Origin of the sequence: Galbibacter orientalis DSM 19592 (genome assembly GCF_000260115.1) — a bacterium.
Taxonomy (GTDB): domain Bacteria; phylum Bacteroidota; class Bacteroidia; order Flavobacteriales; family Flavobacteriaceae; genus Galbibacter; species Galbibacter orientalis.
This window is the reverse complement of record NZ_JH651379.1, coordinates 3,581,276-3,603,585: the sequence shown is the minus strand read 5'-3', so window position 1 is coordinate 3,603,585 and position 22,310 is coordinate 3,581,276. Positions and strand designations below refer to the sequence as shown.

Here is a 22,310-nt window from a genome sequence, read left to right as displayed (position 1 = left end):
TTCAGGTTAGCGTATAGCTAGCACGGGAGTTTTAAACTGAAAGCAAAACAAAGCAATCAATTGGAACTGTTTTAAGGATGCCTACGTTTTGGAAATTCTATTAGTTTTTACCTGAACTTCGTTTTGAATGTTTGTTATTGCTTTTTAAATGGTTTTCAATACTCCTGAATCTGCTCTTAAAGAAGCTCCATTTGTAGCAATGGATAGAGGGCTTGCTAAATAAGCTACTAAACTTGCTATTTCGCTTGGATCAATGAATCGCTGCAATAAAATGTGTGGATTGGTCTGTTGTACAATTGCATTTTTCATTTGTTCTAATTCTAGGTTTTGTGTTTCTGCAATTTGCGCTACTGTTGCTGCAACGCCATCGGAATAGGTTGGTCCTCCCAAAATAGTATTGACCGTAATCTCCGTTCCTTTTGTTAATTTAGAAAGTCCATTTGCAATGGCAGCCATAGCCGCTTTTGACATTCCATAATGGATCATATTTTCAGGAACATTTACACCTGATTCGCTACTGATAAAAATGATTCGTCCCCAATTATTGTTTTGCATTTGCGGTAATAATTTTCGAGATAAACGAACAGCACTCATTACGTTTATCTCAAAATATCTGTACCAATCTTGATCGTTTATGTTTTTAAATTCTTCAATTTCAAAGATTCCGACATTGTTTATCAAAATAGCTATATCAGTTAATTGATTAAGTAAGTTTTCAACTTCTTCTTTCTTTGAAAAATCTGCTGAAATTGCCGAAACCTGAGTATTAGGAAATTGTTTTTGTAGTTTTTCTTTCGCCTGTTCTGTCTTTGATTTTTGTCGTCCATTAATTGTCACAGAAGCTCCCTCTTCTAATAATTGTTGTGCAATAGCAAAACCAATGCCTTGTGTTGAGCCACTAATAAATGCTCTTTTTCCTTTTAATTTTAAATCCATTTTATTTTTGTAATGATTATTAAATAAATAATTAAATTTTTTTAATTGATTAGCTGTAGTTGTAATTCAATTTGTTGTTTTAAAATTTCTTTATCCGGATAAATTCTTCGTAATGTATTAATTCCACACCAAAGGGTAATTAAATGCTTTCCTAAAGTAGGTGCTGGTATTTTTGATTTGATGTTTCCCTTTTTCTGTGCTGCAAGAATAGTTGTGGTGTAAAGTTTTTCAGTTTCTTTTAAAATTTCTATTGCTTCATTTTCTAGTTCTTCATCTATAAAAGTCATCTCAACTATTGTATTTGCAACAATACATCCTTTCAAGTGAGATTTTTTTGATGCAGTGGCCACACTTATGAAAAACGATTTAATTAATTCAATAGGAGTGTCGCTATTGGCTAGTTTGATTTTGAAACCTTCTAAATCTTCTTTGCGTTGTTGAAGCGATTTTTTGAAAAGCTCTTTTTTTCCTCCTTTAAAGGTGTTGTATAAACTACCTGCACCTGCACCTGTCGCAGTACTTAGATCCGACAAGGACGTGGCGTTATATCCTTTTTCCCAAAATAGTTCTTGTGCTTTGAGCACCATTTCCTTGTCTTTAAAGACTATTGGCCTTCCTTTCATTTATTTTTGTAATATTCGATACAAAAATAGAAAAAATAAAACTGAAACCAATGATTTCAGCTATTATTTGGGTCAATATTACCGTTAAGGGCGCTGGTTATGGCAAGTTCGGAATTTTGAAGTCGCTTTCTTGTTTGTCTGACGTAAATTTGTTTAGTGATAATTTCATAAATTTCGAGCACTTTTCCAGCATTTGCTATAAGCAATGTTACCTGCTGGCTTTTTAACTTATTTCGGATAATTTTAAGACTCGATTATCAACAAGTATTTCAGGGTCAATCTTTCTTTTCTTTTGTGTTATTTTTTCGTTTTCTATCTTCAAACTATTGATTTCGCTTATCATTTTTTTTAGATTAACGGAGCGGTTTATTTTGTCTATTAAATAGAAATCGTCTTGGTAAAAATCCTCCTCTTGAATAATTCCTTTTGTTAGACAATCTTTTACAATCTTCTTCATTAAGATATTCACCCCTTTGTTTTGTTTCCCCCCAAAATATTCAGCTACTAAAAATTCATATTTTGATTGAAACCACTTTGCGTGCTCTTCAGAAATCAAGACAATTCTATTATCAACTATTTTCAGCCCACTTAGAAACCATAAAATTTCTTTCCTCGTAATCTTTCCAATTTGAAATAAGTCTCTTAAAGTATAATCTATTCTATCGGCTGATAAATTGGGTAGGGGATATTCTAAAATCTGATAGTTTTCAATTTCAATGAATTTATTAATATCTAGTTGATATTTTTTGAGAACAGCGTTTAGTTCGTTATCTCTTAAGACTTCTTCAAACCTTTTTTCGTGATAATCTTCTTCTTCGATTTCCAATACGTAATCTATTAAATGAGAGAATGCTGTATGCGAAATATCGTGAATTAATCCAGCTATTTGCTCTTCACTACTGCCCCTTAATTTTTTTATGAGTAACATCACTCCGATTGAATGTTCAAATCTCGTATGGTTTATTTCCGGATTGACTAAAAAAATTGCTCCTCCTTGATGGATTCCCTTTAATCTTTGAAATACTCTTGTATTAATCAATTCTTCAATTACTCCTGTGATTTCAAATTCTCCGTAAATTTTATCTATGTATTTCATTTATATTTTAGCTTTCAGGTAATTTGTTGTATAAAATATAAAAATAATATTATCCCTGTCATTTATTAGGGATGACATAACATTTTTCATTCTTAGTAGACTCGTAGGGCAGACTGAATAAACAATTCTGGAGCAATGACAAAGTGTTCTTCTCCAGTTTAGTAGGAAAAGTTTACGCAATGGAAAGGAGAAATTTGGGATGGTGTCCAAGACTTATTTACGGAAGCGCTACCGTCTGAAAATGTAACTTTTCTCGGAATTTAGGAGAATGAGGTGCTTACGTTACTTAGTTTTATCATATGCAATAGAGAAGACCATTTTCTGTCTACTACTATGATTTTATATTATCAGTTTAATTAAAAACGATTTATATTCCAATGGTAATTTATTAGTTTGATTTATGACAGTTTGTTCCGACCATTCCACTATTAATTAAAATACACAGGCAAAAATTAGTACAATTAATGCCTGTGCAAATTCATTACTTTATTTTTTTGCGAAGGTGGTGTAGCCACCATCAACCAATAATTCTGTTCCCAAGATAAAACTTGCCTCATCTGAAGCTAAGAACAATACCGCCTTTGCAATTTCATGAGGATTCCCTAGTCTTTGTAGAGCTGTTGCCGAAGCCAAATGGCCTTTTGCTTCTTTAGTAGGAACTACACTGTCAAGACCTTCTGTTTGAACAGGGCCAGGACTCACAATATTTACCCTAATCTTTCTGTCAGCCAACTCGTTTGCTGCAATTTGGGCAATCTTATTAAGTGCCCCTTTAGTGGCAGCATAGACACTTGATCCCAAATTGGCTGCTGTTGCTACGGTTGATGATGTAAATAATATAGCTCCTCCGTCTTTAATGTGAGGAAGTAATTTTTGCAATGTAAAGAAACTTCCTTTTACATTGGTGTTGAATTGGGCATCAAAATCTTCTTCTGTTACTTGTTCAATGGAGTCGAATACAGCTGTTCCCGCGTTTATGAAAAGAACGTCTATTTTAATTCCACTTTCTGAAACTGCTTTTTCTAATACTGTAATCCCGGTTAAATTTGAAGTATCTGAAACTACTGTATTCAATCGTTGGCTGTTTATTTTTGCAGCTGCTTTTTGAAGATTTTCTGCACTTCTTCCTGTGATCCATACATTTGCACCTTTTTCTATAAAGGCTTTTGCCGTTGCAAACCCTATACCTGTACTTCCACCAGTAATTACTACATTTTTATTTTCGAAATTCATTTTATAATTATTTATAGTTTGGATACAAACTTAGAACAGTTTTATTTATTTTTGTTATTAAGTAACAAAAAGTAACAGTAACCTTAAAGTAACAAAGTAACTTATGATGGAGTGCGAAGAATTCAAACCAGATCAACATAAAAAAGAAATGATGGCCGTTCAAGACACTATGGATGTGCTACGGGGAAAGTGGAAAATAACGATCCTATCATCTATTTGTTTTTACAATAAAAGAAGATTCTCAGATATTCTAAACGATGTACATGGCATATCCAATAAAATGTTAAGTAAAGAGTTAAAGGAGCTTGAAATCAATCAGTTAATCACGCGTACAGTTATAGATACACATCCTGTAACTATTCATTACCAACTTACCGAGCACGGAAAAACATTACGAACAATTATAGATAATTTGACAGAATGGGGAAAAAGGCACAGAAGGAAAATAATTGGTAGCTAAGTTTTTTCCTCTAGACTATAATTATCTATGTTGTTTTTTTAGCTCATCCTCCATTTTAAGTGCAGGGTAGTTTATTCAGGTCAGCGTATAGCTAGCACTTGAACTTTAAACTGAGAATCTACTGTAATTATTGGTCTTCAATTGAATTCTCAAATAGTTGCAAACCTCTGTTGGAAAGCGAGTTCTTCATTCTTATAAAAACAGTAGGGTATAGGGCATATTTTATCGGTATCTTTATTTTAACCAAACTTCTATAAGCATAGTTTTTCTTAATTAATTCCTCAGGAAGCAGTGTAATTCCTAAACCATTTTCCACTGACCGAATAATGCTATCAAGTGAATCCATCTCCATAATCTTTAAATTTATCAGACCCATTTCAGTAAGTAACTCTTCTAAAAGGTTACGGTAGGAACATCCTTTACTGAAAACAATTAATTTAATAGGTTTATTACTTTTTTTTAAAAGATCAATACTGCCATATAATGGCGTAGAGACAATACACATCTTCTCCATAATAATAGGTTTCACTATTAGGTCTGAATGCTTCACCCTTCCTGCAACAAAGGCACCATCAAGTTTGAACGAAATCACTTTCTTTATTAATTCATCCGTTGTTCCTGTTTTCAGAATAAAATCCATCTCTGGATATTTAGACACAAATCTTTGAAGAATGTCTGGTGCTCTAAATGCTGCAACAGACTGTAGGGCTCCAATTTTTAATTGCCCTGTAACCACCCCATTTTTGTTGACTGAATTCTTATAATCACTTAAAATATTTATAATTTCCTTAGCTGCTTTTAAGAACTGTATTCCTTCTTCTGTCAACTTTATTACCCTAGTTGTTCTGGTTAAGAGTGTCACTCCCAATTGTTCTTCTAAATATTTTATTCTCGCTGATACGTTAGATTGAACAGTATTATTTATGGCTGCGGATTTAGTTATACTTTCATACTCTGCCACTGCTATAAATATTTTTAAGTCATTAATATTCATTTTATCAATATTATTATTCGTTTTTAATGATAAATATATATCATTATATATCGTTTTTACATATGTAAAAATACAAATAGTTTTGCATTGTTTAAAATGAATTGTTATGAATAAAGAATTGAAAAAGAAATACCCTATTGGTTATTCTTTTACCGGTCTAGCCGCGCTATTAGTTGGGATAGGTATTGGTAGGTTTGGCTATCCACCGCTCATCCCCGAAATAATTAATCAAAAATGGTTCACCATTGCACAGGCAGATTACCTAGGAGCTGCTAACTTAACAGGCTATATTATAGGTTCCATGATTGCAACACTATTGAATAGGTATATTCCTTCGGTTACATTAATACGGGTAATGCTATTATTTACAGCAATAACATTTCTTGGATGTTCTTTTCAACTCTCATTTCTCTTGTACTTTACACTAAGAGTTATTGCAGGTATTACTGGCGGTGTTTTAATGGTTCTCACAGCTCCCACTCTTTTTAAATATACATCAAACGATAAAAAGGGACTGGTAGGAGGATTAGTTTTCTCTGGAGTTGGAATAGGTATTGCCTTGTCAGGAACAATCATCCCGCTACTTGTAGATAAAGGCTTGTCAATAACATGGTTTGCTTATGTAATAACAGCTATAGTTTTGATATCGGTTACTTGGAACGGGTGGCCTAATGGAAGTAATGAAAAGCATAAGATCACATCCTTAACTTATGGTTCAGGTAGTAGGGTTTGGAATAAAACCATCATCTTACTGATAGTTTCTTATGCTTCTAATGCAGTAGGGTTTGTTCCACATACGGTCTTTTGGGTAGATTTTATCAGTAGAGGGTTAAAATTAGGAATAGGGAAGGGGACACAATTGTGGGTGCTTTTAGGGATCGCTGCCGCGCTCGGACCCTTATTAACAGGGTACATCGCAGATAAAATTGGTTTTGCAAAAAGTATAAGGATAAGTTTGCTGATCAAGGCTATTGGCGTTATTTTACCATTAATGTCTACCTCCATATGGAGCCTTGCTGCATCCAGTGTTTTTGTGGGTAGTTTAGCTTTAGGAATAAGCTCTCTAGCCGCAGGTAGAACTGGAGAATTGGTCTCACAAAGTCACCAGAAAAAAGTATGGAGTTATATGACAGTAACCTATTCTGTAGCTCATGCCCTAACTGCATATGTATTAACCTACCTTTTCTCCAGGTATGGGTCTTATACAATGCTTTTTACAATTGGATCCATCTCATTAATTATTGGAAGTATTGCGGATTATTGGAGTTCCAAGTCAGTACGGCAGTAGCACTAGTATTGTGATAAAACCATCATTTATTCTTGGGCGTAATTCTTCTATGAGATAATTACAAGTTCAAATCTATATCATTAGGACTTAAGGTGTAATAGTGATACTATAGAAAAAAGTTTGCCCTCAAATGAAAAATAATTTTTCTATTTATATTACATCATCAATTTAAAAAAAAGTAACATGAAAGATTTAATTTCAAAGATCGAAGCCGAATTCGAATCATTTCAAAAAGATGCAAACTCGCAACTAGAAAGTGGAAATAAAGCAGCTGGAACTAGAGCTTACAAAGCTTTTTAAAGAGTTTAGAAAAGTGTCCGTTGAAGAAGGAAAAAATAGGTAAACAAAAAGGCAGACTAATTGGTGTTAGTCTGCCTTATCATGATCGCTATTATAGTAATAGCAAAAGAGAGCGTTTATGTGTTTATAGTTGAGAATTATCTACTATTACTGTATCAGGTGCATTTGATTTAACAGAAGTGATTCCAGTTTCCATAGCCGAAGTACTCGAATACATCTCACTAGTACCAATTACTTGACCATTACTCGATTTTAAATTAAAAAACGGACTTCCATCTTTGGCGGTATTCCGTTCAAACATTTCATCATCTTGAATATTTTTCTTTACAGAGTCGATACCATTCTCACAAGCTGATTTAGTGGTGTACCCTTGACTACTTAAAATCACTTGTCCATTCGTAGCTTATAGATTAAACCGATATTTATCAGATGTATCGGTGCTTATTTCAAATTCTCCATATTTTGTGGCTTAAATCTATAATTTCAATCATGTTGTATTGTGCTTTATAAAACAGCTACATTTTGAGTATGATAACATATATCTTTTTATAAGGACTTTATTTTATAACAATATCGTATTCCATTCTTTTTGCAGTGCACACTGCTATTTCCATTCCTATCAATTGTTTTATAATATGAAAAGACATGTTAATTCCTGCTGAAATTCCTCCAGATGTTATTAAGTTCCCTTCATCTATAAATTTAACACCTCTTACTACTTTAATTTTGGGGTAATCCTTTTCCAATCTGTCTAAATCCATCCAGTGAGTGGTTGCTCTCTTATTATTTAGTAAACCACATTCAGCGAGTAAAAGAGCTCCTGTGCAAACGGAGGCTAAAATTTGAACTTTTTTACTTTGTTCTTTTATCCAATTAAGTAAACACTTATTTTTTATTTCAATGTGTTCTGCACCGTAACCACCTGGAATTATTAGTATATCGAGTTCTGGATGGTTTTCAAATTGATAATCCGAATGCACTTTTAATCCATTTCTTGCATGCAATAATTTGTCATCTTCCCCAATTGTGATCACATTAAAAACCTTTTCATTGTTATATTCTACTAAAGAGAAAACTTCAAATGGGCCAGTAAAATCTAAAACTTCGACTTCATTGAATATAAAAATTCCTACATTTATTTTTTTGTAATCGTTTAGGTTCTTTACTTCTAAATGATTCATGAGAATACTTCTTTGAGTTTATAATTCATAAATAACATTTACACTAATCTATAAAATAAACCACTATGGATTTCAAATCCATAGTGGTTTATTTTACAACTTAATTAATGAAAAATTATTAGCAAATATATAGGATCCCCTATAGTCCCAATATAGTAAGTTAGCTTTTTCTGTATAGTAGTTAAATACAATAATTGGAAAAGTAAGGCTTATTCGTTGATAAATCCAATAGAACAATCATTTTATAAAATTGTATACAGGATGGGTTGAGCCCCAACATTATTTATATAAAAATTGTCTAGTACATATTTTTTAAATGTCTTTTTAAAAATTAAAGCAGGTAAAATATGTATGTAACTATCCCACCTGCAATGGTTAATTATTGAATATTGAAAATTTCTTTCTCCAACTGGTAATAAAAGGGTAGAATTGTTTAAACCAGTTTCTTTTTGAAACCAACCTGCAGTATACTCCCAAACTTTTAAGTTTTGTTCTGTGTTCTTAGCAGAGAAATAGTTAAAAAGGAATACGCCTTTCTTTTTATGATCTACATCGTTAATTTTTCTAACATTAGCTGCAAACATAATGTTTGTATAACTGGCTTTTCTTTCTATAGTATTCAACATTTTTTTATAAACCTCATTATTTTAAACCTCAGTATGTGTTTTTTCAGAGTTGGTCTCAATCAAAATGACAAAATCAAATTTTGCCAAATGTATTTCATGAATATTTTCTTTTACATATTTTCCTATTCCAGGGGGAATTATGGTTGCTTTAAATAGATGAATTTCAATTACGCCGTTTATTTTTTTTAATAGGTGGCACCATTTTTTACATTGTGCAATGAGTCTTTTTTTTTTAGAACTACTGGTGAGAAAAAATGGAATGTTCTTTTTATCGATTTCAGCAGCTATATGAATGTAACTTGAGGTTGAAGGTTTAACTAAGGATACCTTGTCATAGTTTAGGTGATTATTTACTACTTTTAAATTTGTGTTTTCTTCCATTTGCTTATTTTTAATAAATAACAAAAATCAATCTTAACTAGCATAATTCATTTAACAAATGATAAAAAACTATTTAAGGGCTCTTATTCTGCTTAAAGAAACTTGAGTGATTCCTAAATAATTAGAAAGTTCACCTAAACTAATGCGTTGCAGTAAATGAGGTTTTTTTTTAATGAAATTATTGTATCTTTTTGTTGCGTTTTCTTCAAGAATTTCACTAATCCTTTCCATCATATTTAGGTTGGCCATTGTCATAAATCTGCGATAAAATGTTTCCAAGGAATGATGTGTAAGGCATAACTTTTCAAACTCAAAAAAAGAAAAGGAAAAAAACTCGGTATCTTCAATCGCTACAATACGGTATTTGGAATGTTCGTTTTTAGTGCAACTTTCAATATCACAAAGTAGCGTATGTGCTTCAAAGAATCGCATAGTAAATTCCGTGCCATCTCCATTAAAGCATAATTTTACGATTCCTTTTTTTATAAAATAGAACTCTCGAGCATGAGGAGAACGTGTTACAATAGGTTCATTCTTCTTTACACTATTTAATTTTAAGATAGAACTTAATTCAACAGAAGCGATGTTATCAAGTGGAGAAATCTTATTACAAAACTCAAAGAAATCTATCATTATATCGGGTTTGTTTTACAGGTTGATAAGTTATGTTTTATGGAAGTTTAATTGATTTTAATAATTAAAATTTCCATAATTAGTTTTGTAAATATATTTAACAAACTCTAAAATAAATTTATATTTTTTGTTAAATAGAAGTCATTATTCTTCATGCCTTCACAGAAAAGAGTTTGTTAAATTTGTAAGTGTATGATTGTATTGAGATAAAAATAATGGCAATAAAGGTAAAACAGGTAGTATTCATCCATGGGGGAGGTAAAGGGGACTATGAGACAGATACTAAATTAGCCGCCTCACTTCGAAAGGAATTGGGAGATAGCTATGAAGTACGTAATCTGCAAATATATTTTAATGAAACGCTTCCTGATTTTGGATAGGTAGAGCAAATTGACAAAGAAATTTATTCTGTTAAGGGTGATTTATTTTTGATAAGTTATTCTTTTGGTGCCTCAATGCTTTTAAAATATCTATCAGAAAACGGAATGCGTAAAAACGTTGATGGATTATTCCTTATCGCTCCACCGTATTGGGGTGGTGATGAAGTTTGGAAACAGGGAATTAAACTAAATGAGAATTTTGCAGATAGAATACCAAAGGATTTAAATATTGTTTTAGATGGTATTTATTGAATAGTATTAACTGTTTTTTCGCATCATATTTTTCCATTCTTTTCTAGTGCAAAGTTTAAATAAAATTTATACTAAGTTGTTTAAAGAGGATGAAGCTATTTTGACACATTGATATTAAACTTAATTACTATTGGTTAAAAAATGGTTTTTTTTATTTCTCTTTTTATTCTTTCTTTATAGTGTTTTATAACAAACTGAAATGCAAATATTTAAATCTTTTGGGGTGAACCCAACGATTCCAAATGATTCCCTTTTTTCAAATATAAATCAAGCTATAGATTATAAAACAAAATACCAAGCTACATGTATGTAGTGTCATTGCCGAAGCAAAACTATAAAAGGGACTTTTTGATGAAGCTTTAAAATGGTTTATTATCTTCTAACGCATCAAGGTTTTGGCTGCGTATTTAGGTTTTTCTGAGCCAATTCATCAGTAAGAAAAGGTAAGCTTATATTGAAAGATAAATAATGATTCCTATTTGTTCCTTCAATAAAAGAATCTTTAAAAACATCTGTAAAACCTTGGTTGTAACGTAAACTTACATACAAACCTTTCCCGTTTCTCTTATATTGTAAATAGTAACTCAAATTAGCTATTAATCCGTAATCAATATTATTTACTCGGATTCCTACGGCTCGTTCAAATTCTCCAATTTCAGAGCTAAATGTAGCATCTACATTTTGTTTAAACGATACTTGAGGAGCTAAACCAATTCTAAATTTAGAATTAGGGATTTTGTAATTTATAAAAATAGGAATTTGAATATAGTTGAGCTCTATAGTTGTTGGAACATTATTGTATAGTTCATTTAAATGGGCATCTGGACTTTCTAAAGAAAAATTCTTAATATCAAAACTCCTTTTAGCCAAAAAATAGGCGGTTGGACTCACCGACCAAGAATCGTTAATTTTAATATTTCCTGCAATCCCAAAATTGAATCCTAAATTAGGCTTATTCCCTTCTATATTACTATAGTTTGTTAATGGAACACCTATTTCCATACTTAAATTAAATTTTTCTGAAGCTACTTTATCTCCAAATATAGCTGCTATAATAGCCGCTTGAGAATAAGTTAACAGAGGGAAAAGCATTAAAAAACTAAAAACAATAGTTGTTAAAAATATCGATTGAGAATTTTTAATATTTTTTTTCATACGAACTTTTTTAGAATGATAAATCAACTACTTCGGGGGAGTCCATGAGGGATGTTAATCAAATAAATATAACTCATATTGACGCAGACCCCTTGAACAAATATGGTATAAGCTTTTTGAGAATCAGACCTCTATGAGAAATTAAAGATACTAATATTCAGATTACTAAAACAGCTTTTCCATTTTCGCTTTAATTTCATCTAGGCATAAATTCCCTAAACTGCCTTTGTGACTATGAGAAATATCTTTTTTTGGAGTGAATTCCCCTCGCTGTATTTCTTCTCCCATTTGCTTATAAGCATCTCTAAATGGCATCCCATTTAACACCAAATCATTTAAAGTGTCTACACTAAAAAGGTAATCGTACTTTTTATCATCTAAAATATTTTCTTTTACTATGATGTTTTTAATAGAAAATGTAAGCATTTCTAAACACGATTTTAATTCTTGAATGGCAGGAACTATAATCTCTTTAGTTAGCTGTAAATCTCTATGGTAACCACTTGGTAAATTGGTAGTAAGCATAGCTAGTTGGTTAGGAACTGCTTGTATTTTGTTACATTTTCCTCGAATAAGCTCAAAAACATCTGGGTTTTTTTTATGCGGCATAATGCTTGAACCTGTAGTTAGCTCATCTGGAAAGGTTATGAAATCGAAATTCTGACTCATATACAAACAAATATCCATAGACATTTTAGAAAGTGTGGCAGCAATGCTACTCAATCCAAAGGCAGTACTTTTTTCAGATTTCCCACGACTCATTTGCGCAGCTACAACATTATATTTTAGTGTTTCAAAAGCTAATTCTTTGGTAGTAAAATCCCGATCAATAGGGAAGGAGCTCCCATAGCCAGCAGCACTTCCAAGTGGGTTTTGATCTACAATTTTATGTGCGGCATCAATAAAATATAAATCGTCTATCAAGCTTTCCGCATAAGCAGAAAACCATAATCCAAAGGAAGAAGGCATGGCAATTTGTAGGTGTGTGTACCCTGGTAATAAGGTTTTTTTATGTGTCTCTGCCAGATCCATTAAAACATCAAAGAGCTCTTTAGTATTATTCTTTATTTGTTCTAATTCGGCTTTTAAATATAAATTAACTGCCACTAAAACTTGATCGTTTCTAGAACGTGCTGTATGAATTCGTTTTCCTGTATCTCCTAATTTTTCAGTTAAAAGGAACTCTATTTTTGAATGTGCATCTTCAAAATTATCGTCGATTGAAAAAGTACCATTTTTAACGGTTTCTCCTATGTTTTCTAACTCTTTTACTAAGTTAATAGCTTCTTTTTCAGTAATTAAACCAATTTTATGCAGCATTTTTGCATGTGCTATAGATGCTAACACATCATACTTGGCAATAACTAAGTCGAGTTCTCTGTCTGAACCAACTGTGAAAATATCTATTTTTTTATCTGTAGAAAAACCTTTGTCCCAAAGTTTCATGGTCTATATTTTATTGTTTTTATTTCTTTTAAATCCCTCATTGAGGGTTTTATTCCCCAGAGCCTATCCTGAGTTTACTGAATTGCTTTACGTTGAAATGGATTAAATTATTTTCCTTTAACTACCTCGTAGGCTTGCCTAGAGGTAGTTGATTGACGAAAGCAAAGATACTTTTTTTTGAGTTAGAAGTTTTATAACAGTTATTATAAGCATTAATTTTTATTTACTGATAGCAAACATTTTTCGGCTACAAATTAACTGTTGAATATATAAATCATTCCTTTTATCTCTCAATCTCTCAATCTCTCAATCTCTCAATCTCTCAATCTCTCTCAACTTACAATACCTTTTCTAATAATTTAATATATAAATCGATGCCTTCTTCTATTTCATTTACATAAATAAATTCATTAGCCGAGTGCGAACGAGTGGAATCTCCTGGTCCTAGTTTTAACGAGGCGCAACTCAAAGTAGCTTGGTCGGAAAGGGTAGGAGAGCCGTAAGTTTCTCTTCCTAATTCAATTCCAGCTTTTACCAACGCATGTTCTTTTGGTATTGCAGATGAATTTAATCGTAATGAGCGAGGGGTTACTTGGCATGGAGCTAATTCTTTTAAAGTATTGTAAACCTCTTCATTACTATATTTATCGTTTACACGTACATCAATAACCAATTTTACTTCCGCAGGAACCACATTATGTTGGTTTCCAGCTTCAATTTGGGTAACTGTCATTTTAACCGGACCTAAAACTTCCGAGATCCTTTCAAATTTGTAATCCTTAAACCATTGTAAAACATTTATGGTTTTGTATATGGCATTATCATCGTTTGGATGTGCTGCATGACTAGGAGTTCCTTTTACCAAACCATCAAAAACTACCAGTCCTTTTTCGGCAATTGCAAGATTCATCAATGTAGGTTCTCCTACAATAGCAACTTCAATTTCTGGTAAACTTTTTAATACTGAATTAAGTCCTTTTGGCCCTGAACTCTCTTCTTCAGCAGAAGCTACAATAACAATATTATAATTTAAATTTTTCTGCTGATAGAAGTATGTAAATGTGGCAATTAAGGATACCAAACATCCACCAGCGTCGTTGCTCCCGAGTCCATACAATTTTCCGTCTTCAATATGAGCATCAAAAGGATCTTTGGTGTAAGCGGTATTCGGCTTTACGGTATCGTGATGCGAATTTAATAGCAGTAATGGCTTTCCTTCTGTATAATCTTGATTAAAAGCCCAAATGTTATTGTTTTCTCTTTTAAAAGGAATGTTGTATCTCTGAAACCATTTTTCTATAAGCGCAGCAGTTTGCTCTTCTTCTGAAGAAAAAGATTGCGTTCTAATTAGCGATTTCAAAAGGTCTATGGCTTCTTGTGTAAGTTGCTGTATGGTCATTGTTTAAGTTTGAAAGTTACATTTGTTTTTTTAAGTTCAAAGGCTCAAAGGCTCAAAGGCTCAAAGGCTCAGAGGTTCAAAGGGGCAAAGGGGCAAAGTTATTTTAGCTTTCTTATTAGCGAGGATAACATTTTTTCAATTTCTCTTGAATCTTCAAATAGATTATTAAATTTTTCTTTAGTATAAAATTTTAAGTTGTAAGCAATTTCTATTTGTGTTTGATACTCAAATAAAGAACTTATAGCAATGTACAGAAAACGAACATATTCTTTTTTACTATCTCTTCCGTAGCCTTCGGCTATGTTTGATGGCACAGAAACAATAGATCTTTTGAGTTGTGATGTTAAACTAAATACTTCTTCTTTAGGGAAGTCAGTGAAAATTTTATAACTTTTGGTTACTAATTCCATTGATTTCTGCCATACAATTAACTCTCTATATGTTTTCATTTCTCACCAGATTTAATACATTTACTTTACCACTTTACCACTTTACCACTTTACCACTTTACCACTTTGCCACTTTGCCACTTTGTTCTTAAGTTTTAAAGTTAAAAGTTACATTGTTACGAGATTATGTTGTTACAAAGGTCAAAATAACTGCTAACTGAGCTCTGTTAACTGAACACTACGCTCTATATGTTTTCATTTCTCATCAGATTTAATACATTTACTTTGCCACTTTGCCACTTTGCCACTTTGCCACTTTGCCACTTTGTTCTTAAGTTTTAAAGTTAAAAGTTACGTTGTTACGAGATTATGTTGTTACAAAGGTCAAAATAACTGCTAACTGAGCTCTGTTAACTGAACACTACGTTCTATATGTTTTTATTTCTCATCAGATTTAATACATTTACTTTGCCTCTTTGCCTCTTTGCCTCTTTGCCTCTTTGCTACAATGTTATTGTTGTCCTTAATTGATTTTCTTCAGAAAGCATATCTATACTTCCTATAAATACTTTTGATACATTTCTTTCTAATGCATTAAAGCAATTCTGCATTTTAGGAAGCATTCCATCTGCTATAATATTTTCTTTAATTAAGGCTTGATAGATTTCTGTATTGATATCTGTTATTACAGAATCTTCGTCTTCTATGGTACGTAAAACACCTTTTTTTTCAAAGCAATAGTAGAGTTCTACTTCAAAATTTTTAGCTAAGGCAATTGCAATTTCAGAAGCAATAGTATCGGCATTGGTGTTAAATAATTGTCCGTTTCCATCGTGAGAAATAGCACAACAAACTGGCGTTATATTATTGTTTAAGAGTAACGAAAACATTTCGGAATTAACGGCTGTAACATCCCCCACAAAACCAAAATCGTGAGTTTTTACAGGCCTTTTTACCGATTTGATGCTATTTAGGTCTGCACCAGACAATCCTAAAGCGTTGCAATTAAGAGATTGTAAGTTGGCAACAATAGTTTTATTTACGAGTCCGCCATAAACCATGGTAATTACATCCAATGTCTCGCGGTTTGTAATTCTTCTTCCATCTACCATTTGTGTAGCGATTCCTAATTTTTCTGAAACCTGTGTAGCTAGTTTCCCACCACCATGAACAAGAATTTTTGCACCTTCCAGTCTAGCAAAATTCTGCAATACTTTTTTTAATACAGATTCATCTTCTATTAAATTACCGCCTATTTTTATGATTGATACTTTCATTTTATATTTTTTAAGGTTCAGAGGTTCAGAGGTTCAAAATTATTTTAGTATTTTGATGATTGCTCCAGAATTGTTTCTCCTAACGTTTTTATTTCTCACCAGATTTAATACATTTACTTTGCCACTTTGCCACTTTGCCACTTTGCCACTTTGCCACTTTGCCACTTTGCCACTTTGCCACTTTGCCACTTCCTTTATCTATTCTCCAAAATCTCTTTTAGAACAGCTTGAGCTGCATAGGTTCTGTTATTTGCTTGCTGAATTACTAAAGACTGATTGCTGTCCAGCACTTCATCTGCAACAATAACATTACGTCTTACTGGTAAACAATGCATAAATTTAGCAGTCTGAAGTTTACTTTTTGTTACCATCCAGTTTTCATCTGTGCTTTTTATTTGTCCGTAGTCATTATAACTACTCCAATTTTTTGCATACACAAAATCGGCTCCCTTTAAAGCTTCTTCTTGATTGTATATAATTGGGGTGTTTTTAGTAATTTCTGGATTTAATTCATAACCCTTAGGATGTGTTATTACAAAATCCACAGCTATCATTTGCATCATTTTAGCAAAAGAATTTGGAACGGCATGTGGTAAAGCACGTGGATGCGGTGCCCATGTTAATACTACTTTTGGGCGATTTTTTTGTTTAAATTCAGTAATAGTAATAGCATCAGTTAGGGCTTGTAAAGGGTGTGCAGTTGCACTTTCCATGTTTACAACTGGAACAGAGGCATATTTCTGAAAACTTTTAATAATTTGTTCCTCTTCATCCTTTTTCTTGTCTGTTAACGAAGGAAAAGCACGAAGCGCGATAATATCTACATATTGAGAAATTACAGCAGCAGCTTCTTTTATATGTTCTGCGGTGTTAGCATTCATTACGCTTCCATCTTCAAACTCTAATCCCCAGCCATCCGAGTTTAGATTCATAATCATTACGTCCATTCCTAAGTTTTGAGCCGCCTTTTGCGTACTTAATCGTGTACGTAAACTAGAATTAAAAAATAATAATCCTATACTTTTATTATTTCCTAATTCTTTATGAGCAAAAGGGTTTGTTTTTAAAGCTATTGCTTTTTCTATTAAGTTCGGTACGTTTTGAATGTCTTCTAAATCTAAAAACTGTTTCATTTGTTTTTTATTTTATTTTTCCTTTTTCAGAATAAAAGGAAGCAATTTATTTTGGTTTTATTGTAGTATATGGGATTAAATTATGAACAGCATTTGTAATAAAATTCTCTTTGAGTCCGTTTACAATCCATGTTTCAATTCCTGCTGAAGTTGCTATTTCCACAGCATCGACTTTAGATTTCATACCTCCAGTTCCGTGAGAAGATTTTCCATCTGCTACTTCATTTATTAAACTTTCAAAACCAATAACTTCTTTAATAGTTTGTGGCTTGTTTTCTAGCATCGATTTTTTGGTATAAATCCCATCGGTATTGGTAGCAATTATTAACAAATCTGCTGTTAATAATTCTGCTGTTAAGGCAGCAAGTTTATCGTTATCTCCAAATTTTATTTCATCGGTAGCTACTGTATCATTCTCATTGATAATTGGTATATAGTCATTTTCCAATAAAATATTTATAGTGTTTACAATATTTTCTTTGGAAGTTTTACTCTTGAAATCTGAATAGGAGAGGAGGCATTGGGAAATTAACAGTCCAAGCTCTCTAAAATTCTCCTGATAAATACGCATGAGATGCAATTGCCCTATAGAAGCTAAGGCTTGCTTTACGTAGATTTCTTTTCCATTACTCTCTAAATTTACAAATTGTTTGGCTGCTGCAATAGCGCCAGAGCTTACAATAATAAACTCATAGGTGTCTTTTAAAACAGCAATTTGACGAGCAATATCTTCAATTTTTCCACGAGAAATATGGTTGGTCTCTCGAGTTAAGGTATTGGAACCTATTTTAAGAACAATTCTTTTTTTGGTTGTTTCTTTCATTTTTAGTTGGAAAAATGACATAAAAAACGCCCGAAAGTTTTGCTTTCATATTTAAAAATATGCTAATATTTACTTTACAGGCGTTATTTACTTATACTTATATTTTATCCATTTCGGCGTAGAACCCTTCAGAAAATTCAGGACAGGCTCTGGGAAATAAAACCCTCAATGAGGGATTTAAAATATCATTCAATTTTAGTATAAGGAGTGTTGTCGTTAATAGTATTTAAGATGAAATTATCTTCTAAACCATTTACAATCCATGTTTCTATATTTGCTTTGTTGGCAATTTCCAAAGCAATTACTTTTGAGCTCATCCCTCCAGTACCATGAGAAGACTTAGTATCGTCCATCACCTCTTTTTTAAGGTCGGAGAAATTATCTACTTCTTCAATAGTTTCTGGAGAGCCTTCTGCAAAAGACTCCTTTGTATAAATACCATTGGTATTTGTTGCAATAATCAATAAATCTACCTTCAATAAAGCAGCAGTCAAAGCTGCTAATTTATCATTGTCTCCAAATTGAATTTCATCGGTAGCTACCGTATCATTTTCATTAATAATTGGAATGTATCCATTATCAACTAAAATATTAATGGTGTTTACAATGTTCTCTTTAGAAACATCTTTTTCAAAATCAGAATAAGAAAGAAGGCATTGTGAAGCCAATAATCCTAATTCTCTAAAACTTTCTTGAAAAATACGGATTAAGTGAGGCTGACCAATAGAGGTCAAGGCTTGTTTCACGTTAATATCTTCGCTATAAGTGCTTTCTAAGTTTACAAACTGCTTAGCAACCACTTTAGCACCAGAACTTACAATTACAAACTCGTAATCGTCTTGAAGTGCTGCGATTTGGCGACCAATATCTTCTAATTTACCTCTAGATATTTGGTCAGATTCTTTTGTAAGCGTATTAGATCCTATTTTTAAAAGAATTCTTTTCTTCTTTTTTTCGGGCTTACTCATTTTTTTGTTTTTAGTTATGTTATAAATGTAAATGCTCACCTATTGAGCGTTATTACAATTCGGTTATTTATTGAAATTATTCTGAATTATATTATCTTATTTGTCCGTCACCGTGGATATACCATTTATTGGTAACCAAATGCTCAAGGCCAATTGGACCACGCTGATGTAACTTATCTGTACTAATTGCCAACTCTCCACCAAGACCTAATTGAGATCCATCGGTAAATCTAGTTGAAGCATTATGGTATACAGCTGCTGTATCTACAGTAGCCATAAACTCTTCTGCAACACCATTGTCTTTGGTAATGATTGAAGCAGAATGCCCACCAGAATATTTATTTATTTTGGCAATAGCATTTTCTTCAGAATTGATAACTCCAATTACGATTTTATAATCCAAGAATTCTTCATACCATATGGCGTCATCTGTTATAACGGTAACATTTTCCATATCCGAGAGTTCTTGATCTACATGAACATCAACTTTAAATTCTGCTAATTTATTAAGAAGTGTTTTTACAAACTCTTTATAATTAGGCAGGTTGGTATCTATTAATACTTTGTCTAAAGCATTACATGCAGAAATCTTAGCAGTTTTAGCATTAATAATTACTTTTAACGCTAAATCTAGGTCTGCATCTTTATGAACATAAACAAAGTTATTTCCTCTCCCACTAACAATAACAGGACAGTTTGCGTTTTCTTTTACAAACTGAATTAAACGTTCTCCTCCTCTTGGGACAATAAGGTCTATCTGTTGTGTTGGGTTTTCAAGGAACGCTTGTGTTTCCTGACGGTTGAACTGTAAATATTCAACCCACACAGTAGAAACACCATGTTTCTTCATGGCTCTATGCCATAAATCTACGATTAAAAGATTTGAATTTAAAGATTCTTTTCCTCCTTTTAATAATATCTTGTTACCCGATTTAAAAGCAATTCCAGCTGCTTCTACTGTTACATCAGGTCTAGATTCATAAATAATCATGATAGTACCGAAAGGAGCTGTTTTGTTGTAAACATCCATTCCGTTATCATGCTTGAAATGGAAACGCTCTTTTCCTAAAGGATCAGCTTGCGATGCCAATTCTTCTAAAGATGCTATCATCCCATCAATTTTGGCATCATCAACTTTTAGTCGGTCTTCCATAGCGAGATCATCGCCATTGTAGCCGTCTAGGTCTTTCTTGTTTTGTTTTATGATAGCCTCTTTTTCCTCTCGGATAAGATCTGCCATCGTTAATAATACATTATTTCTTTCGGAAATTGTTAGTATTTTATTCATTACAAGTTTTGATTTTTTAAAACATCAGACAACGAATTTAAAAAAGTGTCTATATGATGTTTTCCAATCGTTAATGGCGGTAAAATTCTTAATAAGTTCTTATTTGACGAGCCGCCTGTAAATATTTTTTTCTCGTAAATAAGCTCTTTTCTTATTTCTGATACATTTTGTTCAAACTCCATACCAAGCATCAATCCTCTACCTTTAAGTTTTTGTAAACTCTTGATTTTCTTGGCTTTTTCAATAAAATAAGCAGAAATTTCGTTCACATTATCAATCAATTTTTCATTTTCGATAACCTCTAGAACTGCAAGGGCAGCGGCACATGCCAAATGATTGCCCCCAAAGGTGGTGCCCAGCATTCCATACTTAGCTTCAAATCTAGGATGGATTAATACGCCTCCAATTGGAAATCCATTTCCCATACCTTTAGCAACTGTTATTATGTCAGGTTCTATGTCATGATGTTGGAAAGCGAAGAATTTTCCGCTTCTTCCATATCCAGATTGAATTTCATCTAAAATCAAAACAACATTATATTTTTTACATAATTGTTGAACGCCTTGAAGAAATTCTGTGGTAGGTTCGTCTAAACCTCCAACACCTTGAATAGGCTCTATAATAACCGCACAAACGTCACCGAACGCTAATTCATAATCTAAAGAGTGAAGTTGGTTAAAAGGAAGGAATGTTGTGACGCTGTGCTGATTATTAATTGGAGCATTGATAGCTCCATTGTCTGTAGCTGCTACTGCAGCAGATGTTCTTCCATGAAATGCATTTTTAAAAGCTATAACCCGCTTTTTATTGGTGTGAAAAGAGGCTAATTTTAATGCATTTTCATTGGCTTCTGCTCCAGAATTACAAAGAAATAAATTGTATTCCTCGCAATTAGAAAGCCTTCCTAACTTTTCTGCCAATTCCACTTGAAGTGGATTTTGAATGGCGTTGGAGTAGAAGCCAAGTTTGTTTACTTGTTCGGTAATTCGTTCTACATAAGTAGGATGCGCATGACCAATTGAAATAACAGCATGACCTCCGTAAAGATCTAAATATTTTTGCCCTTTTTCATCGTAAACGTAAACGCCTTCTCCTTTCTCAGGAGTAACGTTGTATAATGGATAAACATCAAACAGTTTCATTTATTGTATTGAAAGTTTGTATTTTTTGTAAAACTGATAGTATATAACGTTGTTCTTAAGTAATGTTATAAAATTTGTTAATGAACTCGTTTTAACTTTCAGTTATACAAAGGTTAATTAATATCACTAATTCTTTTGTAAGCTGCCATAATACCTTTTATTACTGCAGAACTTAATCCGTTATGCTCCATGGCATTTAATCCTTCAATAGTACAACCCATTGGTGTAGTTACATTATCTACTTCAACTTCGGCATGTGTACCATCTTCAATTAATGCTGCTGCACCAATAGCTACTTGTGCTGAAATTTCTTGCGCTTCGTGAGGGTGGAATCCCATTTGTACACCTCCTTGTGTTAATGCACGTAAGAAACGTAAGAAAAAAGCAGTACTACTAGCTCCAAGTACAGTTGCAGCTTGCATTAAACGCTCTTCAATTATCATTGTTTTACCAATGGTTCCAAACATTTTTTCTACAAAATGTACATCTTCATGCTCTATGTTATCAGCACAGATAAACGACATAGATTGTAGTTTTACTGCAGCAGTATTTGGCATAGCTCTAATCACTTTATTGTTTGGAACAATTTCATTGATTTCGCTAATAGAAACTCCTGTAACGGTTGAAATTAAAATTTGATCATCTGTAATGTGATTTTTAATTTCATTAAGAACAATTTTAAGAATTCTAGGCTGAATACAAAGTATTACCCATTTAGACTCTTTTACTGCTTTAATATTGTCGGACGTAACAGATACGCCAGCTTGTTTTTTAATAATTTCCAGATTCTCATCTGATTTGTCTGCTACTAAGATGTTCTTTGAATCAAATAAATCGCTGGATGCAATTCCGGTAATGATTGATTTTCCTAGATTTCCTGATCCAATAACGGTAACTTTCATTTGTT

25 protein-coding genes and 1 pseudogene are annotated in these 22,310 nt (G+C 32.5%); 5 read left to right on the top strand and 21 right to left on the bottom strand.

Annotated elements, in window-relative coordinates:
* Positions 1-144: 144 nt before the first annotated feature.
* From JOOMADRAFT_RS15790 to JOOMADRAFT_RS15775, 4 genes are all read right to left on the bottom strand, one after another.
* Positions 145-936 (bottom strand): SDR family NAD(P)-dependent oxidoreductase, encoded by a 792-nt coding sequence (locus JOOMADRAFT_RS15790; protein ID WP_008615108.1) that lies wholly within the window; start codon positions 934-936, stop codon positions 145-147.
* 41 nt (positions 937-977) lie between these two features.
* Positions 978-1,559 carry a TetR/AcrR family transcriptional regulator gene (locus JOOMADRAFT_RS15785; RefSeq protein WP_008615107.1) on the bottom strand — a complete coding sequence of 194 codons (582 nt, stop codon included), beginning with the start codon at positions 1,557-1,559 and terminating at the stop codon, positions 978-980.
* A 223-nt stretch (positions 1,560-1,782) separates the two neighbouring features.
* On the bottom strand, positions 1,783-2,655 hold the full coding sequence (locus tag JOOMADRAFT_RS15780; protein ID WP_008615106.1) for an HD domain-containing protein: 873 nt from the start codon (positions 2,653-2,655) through the stop codon (positions 1,783-1,785).
* 486 nt (positions 2,656-3,141) lie between these two features.
* A complete protein-coding gene (locus JOOMADRAFT_RS15775) occupies positions 3,142-3,888 on the bottom strand; it encodes an SDR family NAD(P)-dependent oxidoreductase (RefSeq protein WP_008615105.1) in 747 nt (248 codons plus the stop codon).
* 103 nt (positions 3,889-3,991) lie between these two features.
* On the opposite strand from JOOMADRAFT_RS15775, the gene JOOMADRAFT_RS15770 reads away from it, so the two are divergent.
* Complete coding sequence (locus JOOMADRAFT_RS15770) at positions 3,992-4,348, top strand: winged helix-turn-helix transcriptional regulator (protein ID WP_008615102.1); 357 nt, start codon at positions 3,992-3,994, stop codon at positions 4,346-4,348.
* A 127-nt stretch (positions 4,349-4,475) separates the two neighbouring features.
* On the opposite strand, the gene JOOMADRAFT_RS15765 is transcribed toward JOOMADRAFT_RS15770, so the two are convergent.
* Positions 4,476-5,342, bottom strand: coding sequence for a LysR family transcriptional regulator (locus tag JOOMADRAFT_RS15765; RefSeq protein WP_008615099.1), 867 nt, complete (start codon positions 5,340-5,342; stop codon positions 4,476-4,478).
* A 106-nt stretch (positions 5,343-5,448) separates the two neighbouring features.
* On the opposite strand from JOOMADRAFT_RS15765, the gene JOOMADRAFT_RS15760 reads away from it, so the two are divergent.
* Both JOOMADRAFT_RS15760 and JOOMADRAFT_RS15755 read left to right on the top strand, forming a co-directional pair.
* Positions 5,449-6,630 (top strand): YbfB/YjiJ family MFS transporter, encoded by a 1,182-nt coding sequence (locus tag JOOMADRAFT_RS15760; RefSeq protein ID WP_008615098.1) that lies wholly within the window; start codon positions 5,449-5,451, stop codon positions 6,628-6,630.
* A gap of 183 nt (positions 6,631-6,813) precedes the next feature.
* The gene (locus JOOMADRAFT_RS15755; protein ID WP_008615097.1) at positions 6,814-6,930 is read left to right on the top strand and encodes a hypothetical protein; all 117 of its coding nucleotides are present in this window, start codon (positions 6,814-6,816) and stop codon (positions 6,928-6,930) included.
* A gap of 124 nt (positions 6,931-7,054) precedes the next feature.
* On the opposite strand, the pseudogene JOOMADRAFT_RS15750 reads toward JOOMADRAFT_RS15755, so the two are convergent.
* The 5 genes and pseudogenes from JOOMADRAFT_RS15750 to JOOMADRAFT_RS19745 all read right to left on the bottom strand — a co-directional run bounded on the left by JOOMADRAFT_RS15750 (position 7,055) and on the right by JOOMADRAFT_RS19745 (position 9,751).
* Positions 7,055-7,375 (bottom strand): annotated as a pseudogene (locus tag JOOMADRAFT_RS15750) (YegP family protein).
* 112 nt (positions 7,376-7,487) lie between these two features.
* Positions 7,488-8,111 carry a DJ-1/PfpI family protein gene (locus JOOMADRAFT_RS15745; protein ID WP_008615095.1) on the bottom strand — a complete coding sequence of 208 codons (624 nt, stop codon included), beginning with the start codon at positions 8,109-8,111 and terminating at the stop codon, positions 7,488-7,490.
* Positions 8,112-8,353: 242 nt separating this feature from the next.
* Positions 8,354-8,737: a hypothetical protein gene (locus JOOMADRAFT_RS15740; RefSeq protein ID WP_040879789.1), complete on the bottom strand. Its 384-nt coding sequence runs from the start codon at positions 8,735-8,737 to the stop codon at positions 8,354-8,356.
* Between the two features lie 21 nt (positions 8,738-8,758).
* Positions 8,759-9,118, bottom strand: a complete 360-nt coding sequence (locus tag JOOMADRAFT_RS15735; protein WP_040879787.1) for a hypothetical protein — start codon at positions 9,116-9,118, stop codon at positions 8,759-8,761.
* Between the two features lie 69 nt (positions 9,119-9,187).
* Positions 9,188-9,751, bottom strand: a complete 564-nt coding sequence (locus tag JOOMADRAFT_RS19745) for a Crp/Fnr family transcriptional regulator (protein ID WP_008615094.1) — start codon at positions 9,749-9,751, stop codon at positions 9,188-9,190.
* 215 nt (positions 9,752-9,966) lie between these two features.
* Here JOOMADRAFT_RS19745 and JOOMADRAFT_RS20210 point away from each other — a divergent pair, with 215 nt between their 5' ends.
* Together JOOMADRAFT_RS20210 and JOOMADRAFT_RS20765 are read left to right on the top strand one after the other, a co-directional pair.
* On the top strand, positions 9,967-10,131 hold the full coding sequence (locus JOOMADRAFT_RS20210; protein WP_157136695.1) for a hypothetical protein: 165 nt from the start codon (positions 9,967-9,969) through the stop codon (positions 10,129-10,131).
* 9 nt (positions 10,132-10,140) lie between these two features.
* A complete protein-coding gene (locus JOOMADRAFT_RS20765) occupies positions 10,141-10,383 on the top strand; it encodes an alpha/beta fold hydrolase (protein WP_394359003.1) in 243 nt (80 codons plus the stop codon).
* A 387-nt stretch (positions 10,384-10,770) separates the two neighbouring features.
* On the opposite strand, the gene JOOMADRAFT_RS15720 is transcribed toward JOOMADRAFT_RS20765, so the two are convergent.
* The 11 genes from JOOMADRAFT_RS15720 to proC all read right to left on the bottom strand — a co-directional run bounded on the left by JOOMADRAFT_RS15720 (position 10,771) and on the right by proC (position 22,305).
* The gene (locus JOOMADRAFT_RS15720) at positions 10,771-11,538 is read right to left on the bottom strand and encodes a porin family protein (RefSeq protein WP_008615092.1); all 768 of its coding nucleotides are present in this window, start codon (positions 11,536-11,538) and stop codon (positions 10,771-10,773) included.
* A gap of 165 nt (positions 11,539-11,703) precedes the next feature.
* Complete coding sequence (argH, locus tag JOOMADRAFT_RS15715) at positions 11,704-12,984, bottom strand: argininosuccinate lyase (RefSeq protein WP_008615091.1); 1,281 nt, start codon at positions 12,982-12,984, stop codon at positions 11,704-11,706.
* 337 nt (positions 12,985-13,321) lie between these two features.
* Positions 13,322-14,383, bottom strand: a complete 1,062-nt coding sequence (locus JOOMADRAFT_RS15710; RefSeq protein WP_008615090.1) for a M20 family metallo-hydrolase — start codon at positions 14,381-14,383, stop codon at positions 13,322-13,324.
* A gap of 98 nt (positions 14,384-14,481) precedes the next feature.
* On the bottom strand, positions 14,482-14,832 hold the full coding sequence (locus JOOMADRAFT_RS15705; RefSeq protein WP_008615088.1) for a four helix bundle protein: 351 nt from the start codon (positions 14,830-14,832) through the stop codon (positions 14,482-14,484).
* A 443-nt stretch (positions 14,833-15,275) separates the two neighbouring features.
* The gene (gene argB, locus JOOMADRAFT_RS15700) at positions 15,276-16,049 is read right to left on the bottom strand and encodes an acetylglutamate kinase (protein WP_008615087.1); all 774 of its coding nucleotides are present in this window, start codon (positions 16,047-16,049) and stop codon (positions 15,276-15,278) included.
* Positions 16,050-16,243: 194 nt separating this feature from the next.
* Positions 16,244-17,182, bottom strand: coding sequence for an N-acetylornithine carbamoyltransferase (locus JOOMADRAFT_RS15695; RefSeq protein WP_008615086.1), 939 nt, complete (start codon positions 17,180-17,182; stop codon positions 16,244-16,246).
* A 46-nt stretch (positions 17,183-17,228) separates the two neighbouring features.
* Complete coding sequence (proB, locus tag JOOMADRAFT_RS15690; protein ID WP_040879785.1) at positions 17,229-18,005, bottom strand: glutamate 5-kinase; 777 nt, start codon at positions 18,003-18,005, stop codon at positions 17,229-17,231.
* A gap of 185 nt (positions 18,006-18,190) precedes the next feature.
* Positions 18,191-18,973, bottom strand: coding sequence for a glutamate 5-kinase (proB, locus tag JOOMADRAFT_RS15685; RefSeq protein WP_008615084.1), 783 nt, complete (start codon positions 18,971-18,973; stop codon positions 18,191-18,193).
* A 91-nt stretch (positions 18,974-19,064) separates the two neighbouring features.
* A complete protein-coding gene (locus JOOMADRAFT_RS15680) occupies positions 19,065-20,261 on the bottom strand; it encodes a glutamate-5-semialdehyde dehydrogenase (RefSeq protein ID WP_008615083.1) in 1,197 nt (398 codons plus the stop codon).
* Entirely contained in the window at positions 20,261-21,403 is a 1,143-nt protein-coding gene (locus JOOMADRAFT_RS15675; protein WP_008615082.1) for an aspartate aminotransferase family protein, read from the bottom strand. The genes JOOMADRAFT_RS15680 and JOOMADRAFT_RS15675 overlap by 1 nt, the downstream gene beginning before the upstream one ends.
* Positions 21,404-21,516: 113 nt before the next feature.
* Positions 21,517-22,305 carry a pyrroline-5-carboxylate reductase gene (proC, locus tag JOOMADRAFT_RS15670; protein WP_008615081.1) on the bottom strand — a complete coding sequence of 263 codons (789 nt, stop codon included), beginning with the start codon at positions 22,303-22,305 and terminating at the stop codon, positions 21,517-21,519.
* Positions 22,306-22,310 lie beyond the last annotated feature (5 nt).